Below are 12,464 nucleotides of genomic sequence, written 5' to 3'. Positions count from 1 at the left end.
GTGCGAAAGAGTAGGATATAATAAGGCAAAGCAATCTCAAAAATAGGAGAAATATGACATGCCGTGGATGCAGGGTTATCCGTTTTACTTGGTAATGGGCAGCGTTCTAAGTCTCTACATGGGCATCGGTTCTTACAAGCACCGCCATACACCAGGAAGATGCTATTTATGGATATTGATGCTGCTGGTCAGCATGATCTTCGCAGCTACGGCCGGAGAGATTCTATCCGGTTCCTTCGAAGCGAAGCTATGGTGGAAGAATGTGCAGCAGGGCCCGCTTTTTTTGAGTGCGATCTTCACCTATGCGGTGATTAAAGAGTATGTATCCCGTTCCTCTGAGGGTTTGTCCAAGAGGCTTATTTACTTTTGTATCCCGGTGGCGGTTGATGTACTGCTGATCTTCACTGACTCCTACCATCATCTGATGCGCAGCGGGGTCGGACTGGCTACGGTGGCGGGTGTCACCGGAATCGCCCTGAAGCCCACGGTGTTAAGCATGATCTTCATCGCATATGATCAGTTATTCGCACTGTATGCAGTGTATCTGCTGGCGATCTCTCTCCTGAACGGAACCAAATATTATTTCCGCCATAATGCGCTGCTGTTATTCAGTCTGCTGGTGCCGGTCCTGTCGGTGTTCCTGCTGCCGCTGCTGCAGATTACGATTACAGGCTTCACAGCCTTCACCTACCTGCCGCCCATCGTGGCCGCTTACCTCACCTTGTTCCGCGATCCCAGATTGTCCTTATATCCGCTGGCTAAGAATAAAATCTTCGAGAATATGAAGGACGGCATCGTCCTGACGGACCGCTACGATTACATCATGGATGTGAATGAGGCGGCGGACGCCATGCTCTCCGAGCTGCTGGAGGAGAAGCCGGAGAGCTGGATGGGCACAAGCATTCAGCCGCTGCTAAGGCAGCACGGGCAGCTCTCGGCCTGTTACGCGGAGCGGCGGGAAGGCCAGTTCGAGATTGAGCCTCCCGGCCGGAACGGCTCCTGCTATGGGCTTGCGCTCATCGCCACAGAACAGGCCCGGGCGAAGGGGGCGGGGATGCTGCTGGTATTCAGTGATCTTAGTGAGAAGAAGAGGTATGAGCGGGAGCTGCTGCATCAGGCCACGGTAGATGATCTCACCGGGCTGTACAACCGCAGGCACTTCATGAGGCTGGTGCAGAATTATTCCGCGGAGATCGGTGCAGGAATGGCCTTGCTGCTGTTCGACATCGATGATTTCAAATTAATCAATGATACATATGGGCATATGGCCGGTGACCAGGCGCTGGTGGATTTGTCGGGCAAGATTATGCAGGTATACCATAACAAAGGGATTGCCGGGCGCGTAGGCGGCGAAGAGTTCGCCGTCTGTTTCTTCGCCGGCAGCGAAGCTGCGGCCTTGCTGGAGGCGGAGAGCTTCCGCACCGCAATGGGCGAGCACATCGTTGAGCTGGATGGAGGGCATCACATCCAGCTCACGGTGAGCATCGGCATTGCTTTTACGGATCGCACAGATGTGACCTTCGAGGATCTGTACCGCGAGGCGGACGAGGCGCTCTACCTGTCCAAGGCCATGGGGAAGAACCGGGTAACCTTAGGCCGCGAGCCTATGGTACGTCAGGCGGCTAAGGGGTAGGCGTCAGCTTCAGGACCGCGCTGCTGCGGTCGTAATGAATCGCTACGCCCAGCTCGGAGCATAGCGCATCCAGCGGGATCATAACTTTCCCGTGCCGCAGCACCGGCGGAGTTCCGGTAAGGAGAACCTTCCTCCCGTTCACGGTCAGAATCATCGGCGGCTCGAATTGCTTCAGCTGCTGGATGGACAGCTCTGGGGTGAGTGTCCGGTTCCCTTCGTTGATTCGTGGAGCGTTCAGCGTGGTTCTGGAGCCGAGGCCCAGCCCGATATTGAATTTCAGATGGATGCCGAGGGAATCGCAGATTTCCAGCAGCTTTTCGTTATAGGAGCCGTAAGGGAAAGCGATAGCCGAATCCGTATTGCCCAATTCTTCTTTCAGCCTGCGCTCAGCATGAGCCAGGTCCCCGGTTACTCTTCTGTAGTATTCTTCATTCAGCTCATTCCGGTTCTCGTCATGAATGTACAGCAAGGAGCTCGCCGCCGGGCGGGTGCCGCCCTCTGCATCAACAACTGCATAATAATGCAAGTTATACGTATGATTATAAAAGTCCATTCCAGCGCGCTTCATCTCCCGCATCTGCTCCCAGGTCAGCTTGGGCACCTGGTGCTTACCGGGGTGATCGACATCGGAGACAATGACAAAGTTCACTGCGGTGTAGCCGTACTTTTGCAGAATGGGGAACGCCAGCTTATAAAAGCTCTCATAGCCGTCATCGAAGGTCAATAGAACCGCATTATCGGGAACCGGCGCGCGGTCCAGCATGAATTCCCGGTACTGCTTCATCGTAATGACCTGGAAGCCCTCCTGCTTCAGGAGCTGCATCTGCTCATCAAACTGTGCGGCGGGTAATACGCCTGGATAGAGCGTTAACGGCGTTTCCGCCAGATGGTGATACATGAGTACCGCCACATGATCCTTGTAGTACACACCCTTGGGAAGCGGAGCCTCCTTCTCCCAGCCGATACGCGCATTAAGAATCCGTTCAGCGAGGTCTTTATCCATCATCAGCTTATGGTCTGCGGTCAGTGCATAGGCATCTGTCTTGAATTCGACTCCGTCAAGGCCGGTAATGCTAAGCTTGGTCAGGGCTTTATGTCTAAAAGGCACAGGCAGGAAGACCACCACCAGCAGCAGCAGGATGAGGATATAACGTGTTTGCGGTTTGTGCAGGTTTAGCTTCAATGTCCGATTCTCCCCATCTCCCGAATATACAACAATAATAAACCTATAACGTCTGCCAAGACAAAAATGTGACAGGATCTTAACTAAGCGGTGTGATTTCTGTAAGGTCTGTGGTGGTAATTAGAAATATAGTAATATCAATAGATTAACAATTTGCCGATTAGCAGATACTGGGGGGAAGCTATGGAGGATTTCAGAGATCGGATGAGGGCTGTGCAGCAGCAGCAGGACGGGCTTTTGAAGGAATACCAGTCTTTAATTGAAGAATATGAGAGCAGTGATCTTGTCCGCGAGAACGAAGTATTAAGACGGGAAAATGGGGCGAACAGGCAGAGCCTGGCGGAGCTGAAGGCTCAGGCTGCGGGGCTTGAGCGCGACAACTCGGAGCTGCGGACTGCGCTGGCGGAGCAGATTCTGGATGAGAAGCTGGGTATTCTCCGGGTATCGCGGCAGAAGCTGCAGACTTATTTTGCCTCACGGGATCATGCGTATCTTGACCGGCTGACATCCTTCGAGCAGGACGCCAAGCGGCGTATAGAGGAGATGTACAATATCGGGGCCCGCGAGCTGGGCCAGGAGAAGACCCAGATCACTTATATATTGGATGAGGTGCAGGCGAAGCTGAATGAGAGTATTCTGCTGCGCAGACAATGGCAGCAGGAAGCAGAGCGTTCGCTCAGGGGGACAATGGACAGCGGACTGGATGATTTGGCTGCTGAAGGGGTTGACGAGGAGACCCTGCTGCGCCGCCGCAAGCAGAACCGGATCGAAATGAAGATCGGCCTGAACTGGATCAACCGCCTGGGGATTCTGCTGCTGATCCTGGCAGTGGGCGCCGGGTTCAGATACACCTACTCCACCTGGTTCAATGATTATATGAAGGGCAGCGCCTTCTTCCTGCTGGGCGCAGTCCTGCTGGCGGGCGGGGAGTGGCTGTTCCGCAAGGGGCGGGGAGCCTTCGCTCTGGGGCTGATTGGCGGCGGGATATCGGTGCTGTACGGCTCGATATTTTACAGTTATTTTCTGCTGGAGATTATCGGGTTATGGGCCGGGATCGGCCTGTCGGTGCTGGTCACGCTGTCCGCTGTGCTGCTGTCGCTGCGCTATGAGTCACGGACGATCTGTTCCATGGGGCTTGTGGGGGGCTATCTGCCGCTCTTCTCTTATATGGGAGCCTTCGGGCTGGAGGGCAGCGCAGTGTATGCGGCGATGGGTTATCTGTTCGTGCTGAACCTGCTGATTCTGCTGATCTCTCTGCGCAAGCGCTGGGTGGTCGTCAATTACATCAGCTTCCTGTTCAATGCACCGTCTATCCTGGTGCTGATTTATCTGGCAGACAGCTACACTGTGGGCATCCTCTGCGTTGTGTTGACCTTCGCCATGTATCTGGGGATTACACTGTGGTATCCGTTCAGGTTCAAGACGAAGCTTAACTGGCTGGACTTCGGCCTGCTGGGCTGTAACACGCTCGTTAGCTGCATAACGCTGTATCTTCTGTTCCTGAATGCCGGGCTGGATGAATTCAAAGGCGCGCTGGCGCTGGCCTTCTGCCTCATGTATCTGGGGCTTGGCGTGCTGCTGGAGAAGCAGATGCCGCAGGAACGCGAGAGCCGTCTGCTCTTCTATGTTACCTCACTGACCTTCGCCATCCTGATGATTCCGTTCCAGCTGGGAGCGGCGTGGTGGTCGATCGGCTGGCTGGTGGAAGGTGTGGCGCTCACGGTCTACGGACATCTGTACCGCTTCAAAATGGTAGAACGCGCAGGCTGGGGCATCCTTTCCCTCTGTCTGCTGACCTTCTTCGGATTCGACGTTCTGCTGCAGCTCTCGGATTATAATGCGGTCATCTACTACACGAACTCCTATTTCGATCTGAAGTATACATTCATTACGGCGGGAATGGTGATTGTAGCCTTATTATATGCCATCCGTTATTCGAATCAGGAGACGCTGCTTCGCAGTACGCCTGCGGAGGTGCAGGCTACCGTCTGGTTCAAATATGCGGCTATCGTCAATTTCTACGGGTATGTGGTGTATGAAGCGTTACGCCTGTACGACTGGATGGTGCCGGAGGATATGGCGCACAATGCCTTTTACAAGCTGCTGCTGGCAGGTCTGCTTACCTCTGGACTGGCTTATGCGCTGCCGAAGGTGAACGTTCTGTATGACAAGGTGGTCGGCATCATGGTTCTGGTGCTGCACGGGATTGCCTATGCGGTCTGTATCGGCATTACGCTGGGTCTGCCCAGTCTTCCGGAAGGGTGGTCCGGCAGCACTGCTGCCGATGTAGCGGCGCTGGGTCTGCTTATTCTGTTCAATGTGTTCGTATGGTTCAGCAGTGCAAGGCTGCTGCGGACAACGCTGCTGCGCGATTATAAGAATATAGAGCTGTATCCGGTAGCTATGGGTATCTATCTGCTGGTGATGGTTACGGCGTTCCTGGGAGTGCAGATGCAGGTACGTGACGGCGGGCTGGCCTTCAGTCTGCTCTATCTGCTGCTGGCCGTGCTGTTCATTATGTACGGCTTCTGGAAAAGATATCTGTATATCCGCCGCTTCGGACTGGCGCTGTCCCTGCTGGCAACCGGCAAGCTGTTGCTCTATGACTTGACTCTGCTGAATACCGGCAGCAAGATCATCGCTTATTTCAGCTTCGGACTCTGCCTGCTGGGGATATCCTACCTCTATCAGCGGATAACAGTCAGAATGGAGGAAGCTTATGCGCTTGCTGAGCAAGACAGGCCGGAGAGCTAGGGCGGCTGTGCTGCTCGCTGTATTGGGCGGACTCGTGCTGGGTTCCGGCACCTTCCCGGCGCACAGTGCGGCAGCGGCATCCGGCGGAGCGGAGAAGACGGACGGCGGGCAATGGAAGTTCTCTCGCGAAATCTCCGTGCCGGAGGCGGCTCCGTACTATGAATTGTATCTTGATGAAGCGGTGTACCGTTCGGCGGCAGAGGACTTGCGTGATCTGCGTATACAGGACAGCACCGGCGCTCCGGTTCCCTATTATATGGAGAGCGGAGCGGAGACGGTGGAGGAGCATAGCGCGGTCTATGCCTCAGAATTGATTCACAAGGCAGTGAAAGGAACGGATACCCTGCTGGATTATCAGATTAAGCCGCTTGCCGAGGATGTCGATATTCAGGGGAACCGCCTGGTGTTCGAGTTGCCCGCAGAATCCTTCCTGAAGCATGTGGAGGTATGGGGAGGCTATGACGGGCAGGCCTGGGAGCAGCTCGGCACAGGGGATCTGTATGCCACAAGCGGGTTAAGTGCGGACAGCATTACGCTGGAGCGCAGCTACAAGTTCGGCTATTACCGGCTTGTAGTGAAGAACAACCCGGAAGGGCTGGAGTTCCCCGGATTGACCCTGGTAGACAGCAGCCGGGAGTGGAGTACGGCTGCATTCATGCGGCAGAAGACGCCGCAGACAGAGATTAAGCAGGTGGAGAACCGTACCGAGATCATGATAAGCAACACGGACCGGCTGAAGATTGGGAAGGTGATGCTCGGCAGCACCGGGAATTTCCTGCGGCGCTATGAGCTGTATGACAGTGCCGGGATTAAGATACCGGTCACCGGAAGCGGAGAGCTGTACCGGCTGGACTTCAAGGATACCCGGATCTCCCGGACGGAGATTCAGCCGGTGGTTCCGGCCTCTTCTGATTCCCTGCGCGTGGTCATCTACAATCTGGACGATGCCCCCATCTCCATCACGGATCTTAAGATCGAATATCTGGTAGACCGGCTTGTATTCGCGGGCGGGGAGAAGACGCCGTATTCCCTGCTCTATGGCAACATGCTGGCAACTGCTCCGCAGTATGATATTATTAATTTCAAAGACCGGATCAGCGGAGAGAAGCTTGTGCAGGCCGCGCTGGGTGCAGAGACCCCGGTACCGGTAAGAGCAGCAGATCCGCCCGGCACAAGCTGGTGGCTTCAGGGCCGCTGGGGCTTCAATGCCATTATTATTGCAGTCTCGCTGCTGCTTATTCTCATCGTTGCCCGCAAGCTGGGACAGGCGAAATAGGAGATTTGGCACGAACCCGCAGAAAGAAGGATTACCGCATGACCCTGATTATTATTGGCTCCATTCTGCTTGCTGTTGTTGCCGCTGCGTATCTTATCATGACCGTCTATCCGGCGTTCGGGCGGAGGGCCGGGACGCAGGAGAAGGCCCGTAACCTCCGTTCCGCCCAATACAGCAAGGGTGAATTTGCTTATCCGCAGACTGCAGACCTGAGCGGCGAGAAGGCCGGAGGCAGCGGATTCTCCATTCTGAGGGACTTCATTAAGGGCAACCCTAACTCCAGACCCGCTGGGCCTCTTCAGCCGCAGCCGCTGTTGCCGTCCTCTATTGGGCAGGGCCGCGACACCCGGGTTACCTGGTTCGGGCATTCAGCGGTGCTGCTGGAGATGGATAGCCTGACCCTGTTCCTTGACCCTATGCTGGGCCATGCACCATCACCGTTTCCGTTCATCGGCGGCCGCCGCTACAGCAAGCAGCTTCCGCTGGCGGCGGCTCTTCTGCCGCAGCTGGATGTGGTTCTGCTCTCCCATGATCATTATGATCATCTGGATTATGGAACCATCCGCCAGCTGAAGGATAAGGTAGGCCTGTTCATTGTACCGCTGGGCGTTGGCGCCCATCTGCGCCGCTGGGGGGTGGCCGCAGAGAAGATCCGCGAGCAGGACTGGGGCGATACGCTTACCTATGAAGGGATCACCTTCACCTGCGCTCCGGCGCGGCATTTCTCGGGGCGGAGTCTGCTGGACCGCAACACCACACTATGGTGTTCCTGGATTATTCAAGGAGAGAAGACCAAGGTCTTCTTCAGCGGAGACAGCGGGTATGGTCCGCATTTTGCCGAGATCGGGCGCACCCATGGCCCCTTCGATCTCACGCTGATGGAATGCGGCCAATACGATCCGCGCTGGGCGGATATCCATATGCTGCCGGAGCAGACGGTCGAGGCGCACATCGATGTGCAGGGAGGTCTGCTGATCCCCATCCATTGGGGTGCATTCACCCTGTCGATGCATGACTGGACCGATCCGGCAGAACGGATCTCGGCTGCTGCGGCACTGAGAGGGGTACGGCTGGCCACGCCGAGAATCGGGGAGACTGTAACCGCAGGGGCTGCCGGATATCCGGGTGTTCCCTGGTGGAGATGAGGCTGCGTGCCCGAAGGGGACTTGTGGTACAATCAGGGTTCATAGAACCCAAGGAGCTGACGAACGAAGATGAGTAATGAAGTGAACGAGCAGGAACTGGTGGAGGTATTATCTGCACAAACGAAGGTGGACCCGGCCGTCATCCGGCTGGTGCTGAAGCATGAGCAGACGTTCATCAATAAGGCTAAGGCCAACGCCAAAGGCGAAATTGATATCGATAATGATGATCTGGTCGACTATGTGACTGCCCAGCGCGATGTGAAGCTGGACGAGCTAACGGTGGAGACCATTCTGGATGCGGAAATGGATTACCTGATGGACAAGGGACTGGCCGGATATATCGACTGAATCCTGTAGCCGGAGGCGCATGGCTGATGCCAAGAACCCGTGCGCCCGGCAAGGCTTCTCTAAAATTTAAAATTTATTTTGGATATTTGGCAATAATGCTTTGCATTTGGGAAATTAGTGTGCTACAATGAAGTTAATCATAAATTTAACCCTTAATTCACATATTGTAAAAGGTTATCATTTGTGTATGAATCCTTTTCCAATGTGTGAATTTTTATTTGTTCGTACAATACGTAGGAATAAAAGGACATGTGTTAAATAAACTTTGGAGGTAATATCATGCAAACAGGTACAGTAAAATGGTTCAACGCAGACAAAGGTTTCGGTTTTATCGAGGTTGAAGGCGGAAGCGACGTATTCGTACACTTCTCCGCAATCACTGGCGAAGGCTTCAAGTCTTTGGACGAAGGCCAACGCGTTGAGTTCAACGTAACTCAAGGCGCTCGTGGACCACAGGCTGAAAACGTTGTAAAACTGTAATATCACAAATAAGCTGCCCTTAACATCAGTTGAGGGTAGTTTTTTTTATGACCAGGTATTTGTGACCAGGTAGTAGAGGAGTAGCTTCCGTTCTGCCATGACAGTCCGTAGGACACTAACCAAGCTATTAGGAGGGGGACTTATGTATTTTCGTAAAAAAGCGGTAGTAGATCTTCCACAGGAAGAGACGGCCATCTGGTCCTGCACCAAGGAAGAATGCACCGGATGGATACGCGACAACTTTGCCTTCCAACATGTGCCGACCTGCTGGCAATGCAATTCGCCTATGACCCGGAGCATGAAGATGCTGCCTACGCTCGTTAATAAGAATTTGGATGCGAAGGCTATCAAGAAGAGTGTGACTATCCGCTAGGTTGCATACTGAATAAGAGGATAGCCCTTACCTGGCTGTCTGTTCCTTGCCCGTAATGGGCTATTTTTTTTGTTTGACAATGATGGAAAATACAGGGATGATGGAGCTATGAGAAAATATTTTTTGCTTCTGACGCTCCTTGCGGTGGCCCTGAATGCAGTGGGGATTTTCTATCATAAGCCTCTGCTTAACATCATTGCGATTGGTATGATTCTGATCTTGATTCCGTTTGATATTTATCTGGAGCCGACCCGCCGCAAAGTCATGAGTTACTGCATCGGCGCGGTATTGCTGGCTCTGCTGTGGGCAGCCCTGCATTTCGAATGGATTACTCCGCTGATGTTCATCTAAGTAGTCTTGTGTGTAAGCCCTTAGGGCAGCTCCTTGAAGCGGGAGAACTGTACTGAGGGTTATTTGTTGTTGGTATACCGGTCAAAGGCTGAATGTATGCGAAAAACCGAACACAATTGAAGAAAGGGTAGCTGTGCTACTCATGGTTAACGCCGTATGTCGCCTGCGGGCATTGATTTATCTTGACAAAACTCCCGGGGTTTGGAGAATAGAGTTGGAAACGCTGCCAACGAAAGAGGGAATTCTGATGCTTCAGAGGTTCAGAGAGCTCAATACACTGCGCAATCAGATATTCATCGGTTTTTTGCTGGTGATGCTCATTATTATTCTGGTATCCGGGATATTTGTGTATGACCGTGTCTCTATTCTGCTCAAAAATAATGCCGAGCGGCATATCCAGCAGACGGCGGTTCAGGCTAACGGAAGGCTGGACGCGCTGACCGGTCAGATTGACGGTCTGATGGAGCAGGTGGCCAATCATCCTACCGTTCAGCAGCTGCTGCTGGAGGAGCTGGACGGCAATGAGGTGTCCTTCAATCAGCGCCAGTCGCTGCTGCAGATTGTCTCCAGCTATCAGGCGTACATGCCGAGCGTGGGCTCGCTGGAGCTATATACCGCTGATTACAGGCTGCTGTTCCCGATTAAGGAAGGCAGCCTGGAGAGCAGAATTAACGAGCAGCATATCAGTGAGGCTAATGCGCAAAAGGGGCGGCTGGTCTGGATCGGCGTTGATCCGCATGATGACCAGAGCCTGCTGGCGATCCGCCAGGTCAGCCTGATGGACCGCTGGTTCTCGCGGGGAGGCTACCTGATGGCCCGCATCCAGCGCAGCTACTTTCAGCTCGACGATCCGTTCTCCGGCAGCGACAGCGGGGAGTCAGTGCTGCTCGTGAATGATGAGGGACAGCTCCTCGGGAGCAGCGGAACACCGCAGGAGGATTTGCTGCCGCTGCTGGAGAGCGTGGATCAGACGGTCAGTTTCCGGGGCAAGGAGTATGTGCAGGTCAAGCTGCGCTCGGACAAGACCTCCTGGACGCTGCTGGTACTGACGCCTGTCAGCTATGTGACCAAGGGGCTGTCTGTGCTGCGGACGGTGCTGCTGGTGTCAGGCGGAATCGGAACCCTGCTGTTCCTGATTATATCCTTCCTGCTGTCGACAATGATTACCCGTCCGATCATTCACCTGATCCGGGCAATGCGCAAATCCCGCATGGGGGTGCTGACCCCCAATTCGCAGAAGGTATCTACCATGGAGCTGCGGGAGCTGAATAATACCTATAACGGTATGGTGGCTAATATTAATGATTTGATCAGGGTGGTCTATGAGAAGGAGGTCCTGCAGAGCCGGACTGAGCTCAAAGCCTTGCAGGCGCAGATTAATCCCCATTTCCTGTTCAATACGCTGGAGGCCTTCAACTGGTCCCTGGAGGAGAAGGGGGAGGAGGAGCTGGCCGGATTAGTGGTCATGATGTCCAGGCTGTTCCGCTACATTATGGGCAGCCCTCATAACAAGGATGAATGGGTAACGCTGAGCGATGAGGTGGAACAGATCAGGCGGTATTTGCGGATTATGGAGATGCGGATGGGAGAGCGCCTGTCCTGGGATATCAGGCTTGATCCGCATGAGGCTGCTGTGCCGGTGCCCAAGCTGCTGATTCAACCGATTGTTGAGAACGCGATTCTCCATGGAGTGGAGAGCCGCGTCGGCAAGGGCGTGATTGAAGTCATAATCAGCCCCTCCTCCCGCAAGGGGTGGACCTCCGTTGAAGTGTCTGACAACGGGCCGGGTATGGATGAGGCTACGCTGCTGGCGCTGCGCGATGCGCTGGATGGCGGGCCTCCGGTCTCTGCCAAGGGCAGCGGAGTGGGGCTGGTGAATGTGCAGCGGCGGCTGAAGCTGTACTACGCGGAAGCGGACATGCAGACGGAAGGCCTGATCGTGGAGAGCCGGCGGTCTGAGGGGACCGTAATAAGGTTTGAGATTCCAAGCAATGGAGGAGATACCTATGAGTCTGGGCAATAAGACGATTCTAATCGTAGATGATGAACCAAGAACGCGTCAGGGGATTAAGCAGACGCTGGAATTATGGGCGGCAGGCCGGTATACCGTGGAGACCTGCGATAATGGGGTGGAAGCGCGCGAGCGGCTGCGGCAGGAGCGGGTCCACCTGCTGATTACAGATGTGCGCATGCCGGAGGTGAGCGGGCTGGATCTGATCCATTCGCTGCAGGAATCTCCCCGGAAGCCGGTGATCATTGTCATCTCCGGCTATGCCGAGTTCGATTATGTGCAGCAGGCAATGCGGCTGGGGGCGGTCAATTATCTGCTGAAGCCGCTGGACAAGTCAGAGCTGCTGACAGTGGTTGAGGATGCGCTGAAGCGGGAGGAGGAGCAGCAGCGCCATGTGAAGCTGGAGAAGCTGGTGGATCACAAGCTGCTGGAGATTGACCCGGAGCAGGCTGGGATGGGGCAGCCGGTTAAGGAGGCAATTGCCTATGTGGAGCAGCATCTGCACGAACAGCTGACGATGGCTGAGGTAGCGGGGCTGATTCACCTGAATGCCAGCTATTTCAGCGTGCTGTTCAAGGAGCAGGCCGGGGTGTCCTTCACTGAATATCTGTCCCGTTTGCGGATTCAGCGGGCGAAGGAGTTACTACTCCAGACCGCACTGCCCGTCGGGGAGATCGGAGAGCGTGTAGGGTACCGGACGGATAAATATTTCATTAAGGTATTCAAGTCCTTGGAGGCCATAAGCCCTAGCCGTTACCGTCAGCAGATGAAGGGCGGAGCTCAGGAGATCCAATAAATGTGGTATTTTAGCCAATAAGTGTGCCCTTATCTGCCTCAGGGTACGATGCTAGAATTTTAATGATAGCGATTACATGGGTGAGTTCGGCCTTTTGCAATGTAAGATGGGGAG

The 12,464-nt window shown here is 54.4% G+C and carries 11 protein-coding genes; 10 read left to right on the top strand and 1 reads right to left on the bottom strand.

Annotation, left to right across the window (positions count from 1 at the left end; translation table 11 throughout):
* The first annotated feature begins 58 nt into the window (after positions 1 to 58).
* On the top strand, positions 59 to 1,633 hold the full coding sequence (locus NSS83_RS17975) for a diguanylate cyclase (protein WP_341346182.1): 1,575 nt from the start codon (positions 59 to 61) through the stop codon (positions 1,631 to 1,633).
* On the opposite strand, the gene NSS83_RS17970 is transcribed toward NSS83_RS17975, so the two are convergent.
* Positions 1,623 to 2,816, bottom strand: coding sequence for a polysaccharide deacetylase family protein (locus NSS83_RS17970; RefSeq protein WP_341015930.1), 1,194 nt, complete (start codon positions 2,814 to 2,816; stop codon positions 1,623 to 1,625). The two genes, NSS83_RS17975 and NSS83_RS17970, sit on opposite strands and share 11 nt — an antisense overlap.
* A 183-nt stretch (positions 2,817 to 2,999) precedes the next feature.
* On the opposite strand from NSS83_RS17970, the gene NSS83_RS17965 reads away from it, so the two are divergent.
* The 9 genes from NSS83_RS17965 to NSS83_RS17925 all read left to right on the top strand — a co-directional run bounded on the left by NSS83_RS17965 (position 3,000) and on the right by NSS83_RS17925 (position 12,350).
* Positions 3,000 to 5,570 carry a DUF2339 domain-containing protein gene (locus NSS83_RS17965; RefSeq protein ID WP_341346181.1) on the top strand — a complete coding sequence of 857 codons (2,571 nt, stop codon included), beginning with the start codon at positions 3,000 to 3,002 and terminating at the stop codon, positions 5,568 to 5,570.
* The gene (locus NSS83_RS17960; protein ID WP_341346180.1) at positions 5,536 to 6,846 is read left to right on the top strand and encodes a DUF3999 family protein; all 1,311 of its coding nucleotides are present in this window, start codon (positions 5,536 to 5,538) and stop codon (positions 6,844 to 6,846) included. The genes NSS83_RS17965 and NSS83_RS17960 overlap by 35 nt, the downstream gene beginning before the upstream one ends.
* 38 nt (positions 6,847 to 6,884) lie before the next feature.
* Positions 6,885 to 7,991, top strand: coding sequence for an MBL fold metallo-hydrolase (locus NSS83_RS17955; RefSeq protein ID WP_341346179.1), 1,107 nt, complete (start codon positions 6,885 to 6,887; stop codon positions 7,989 to 7,991).
* Positions 7,992 to 8,060: 69 nt separating this feature from the next.
* Positions 8,061 to 8,339 (top strand): hypothetical protein, encoded by a 279-nt coding sequence (locus NSS83_RS17950; RefSeq protein WP_340751030.1) that lies wholly within the window; start codon positions 8,061 to 8,063, stop codon positions 8,337 to 8,339.
* A 279-nt stretch (positions 8,340 to 8,618) separates the two neighbouring features.
* A complete protein-coding gene (locus NSS83_RS17945) occupies positions 8,619 to 8,819 on the top strand; it encodes a cold-shock protein (RefSeq protein ID WP_036722718.1) in 201 nt (66 codons plus the stop codon).
* Between the two features lie 142 nt (positions 8,820 to 8,961).
* On the top strand, positions 8,962 to 9,192 hold the full coding sequence (locus NSS83_RS17940; protein ID WP_341183452.1) for a cold-shock protein: 231 nt from the start codon (positions 8,962 to 8,964) through the stop codon (positions 9,190 to 9,192).
* Positions 9,193 to 9,300: 108 nt separating this feature from the next.
* On the top strand, positions 9,301 to 9,543 hold the full coding sequence (locus NSS83_RS17935) for a hypothetical protein (RefSeq protein WP_341183453.1): 243 nt from the start codon (positions 9,301 to 9,303) through the stop codon (positions 9,541 to 9,543).
* Positions 9,544 to 9,790: 247 nt separating this feature from the next.
* Positions 9,791 to 11,566 (top strand): sensor histidine kinase, encoded by a 1,776-nt coding sequence (locus NSS83_RS17930; protein WP_341346178.1) that lies wholly within the window; start codon positions 9,791 to 9,793, stop codon positions 11,564 to 11,566.
* The gene (locus tag NSS83_RS17925) at positions 11,550 to 12,350 is read left to right on the top strand and encodes a response regulator (protein ID WP_341346177.1); all 801 of its coding nucleotides are present in this window, start codon (positions 11,550 to 11,552) and stop codon (positions 12,348 to 12,350) included. The genes NSS83_RS17930 and NSS83_RS17925 overlap by 17 nt, the downstream gene beginning before the upstream one ends.
* Positions 12,351 to 12,464: the final 114 nt, after the last annotated feature.

This window comes from Paenibacillus sp. FSL H3-0469 (assembly GCF_038051945.1).
GTDB lineage: Bacteria > Bacillota > Bacilli > Paenibacillales > Paenibacillaceae > Paenibacillus_AQ.
This window is presented reverse-complemented; position numbering and strand designations above follow the sequence as displayed.

Bases quoted from the DNA above. Each gene is read 5' to 3' on its own strand.
- NSS83_RS17975 (WP_341346182.1), top strand. From the start codon at position 59: ATGCCGTGGATGCAGGGTTATCCGTTTTACTTGGTAATGGGCAGCGTT.
- NSS83_RS17965 (WP_341346181.1), top strand. From the start codon at position 3,000: ATGGAGGATTTCAGAGATCGGATGAGGGCTGTGCAGCAGCAGCAGGAC.
- NSS83_RS17960 (WP_341346180.1), top strand. From the start codon at position 5,536: ATGCGCTTGCTGAGCAAGACAGGCCGGAGAGCTAGGGCGGCTGTGCTG.
- NSS83_RS17955 (WP_341346179.1), top strand. From the start codon at position 6,885: ATGACCCTGATTATTATTGGCTCCATTCTGCTTGCTGTTGTTGCCGCT.
- NSS83_RS17950 (WP_340751030.1), top strand. From the start codon at position 8,061: ATGAGTAATGAAGTGAACGAGCAGGAACTGGTGGAGGTATTATCTGCA.
- NSS83_RS17945 (WP_036722718.1), top strand. From the start codon at position 8,619: ATGCAAACAGGTACAGTAAAATGGTTCAACGCAGACAAAGGTTTCGGT.
- NSS83_RS17940 (WP_341183452.1), top strand. From the start codon at position 8,962: ATGTATTTTCGTAAAAAAGCGGTAGTAGATCTTCCACAGGAAGAGACG.
- NSS83_RS17935 (WP_341183453.1), top strand. From the start codon at position 9,301: ATGAGAAAATATTTTTTGCTTCTGACGCTCCTTGCGGTGGCCCTGAAT.
- NSS83_RS17930 (WP_341346178.1), top strand. From the start codon at position 9,791: ATGCTTCAGAGGTTCAGAGAGCTCAATACACTGCGCAATCAGATATTC.
- NSS83_RS17925 (WP_341346177.1), top strand. From the start codon at position 11,550: ATGAGTCTGGGCAATAAGACGATTCTAATCGTAGATGATGAACCAAGA.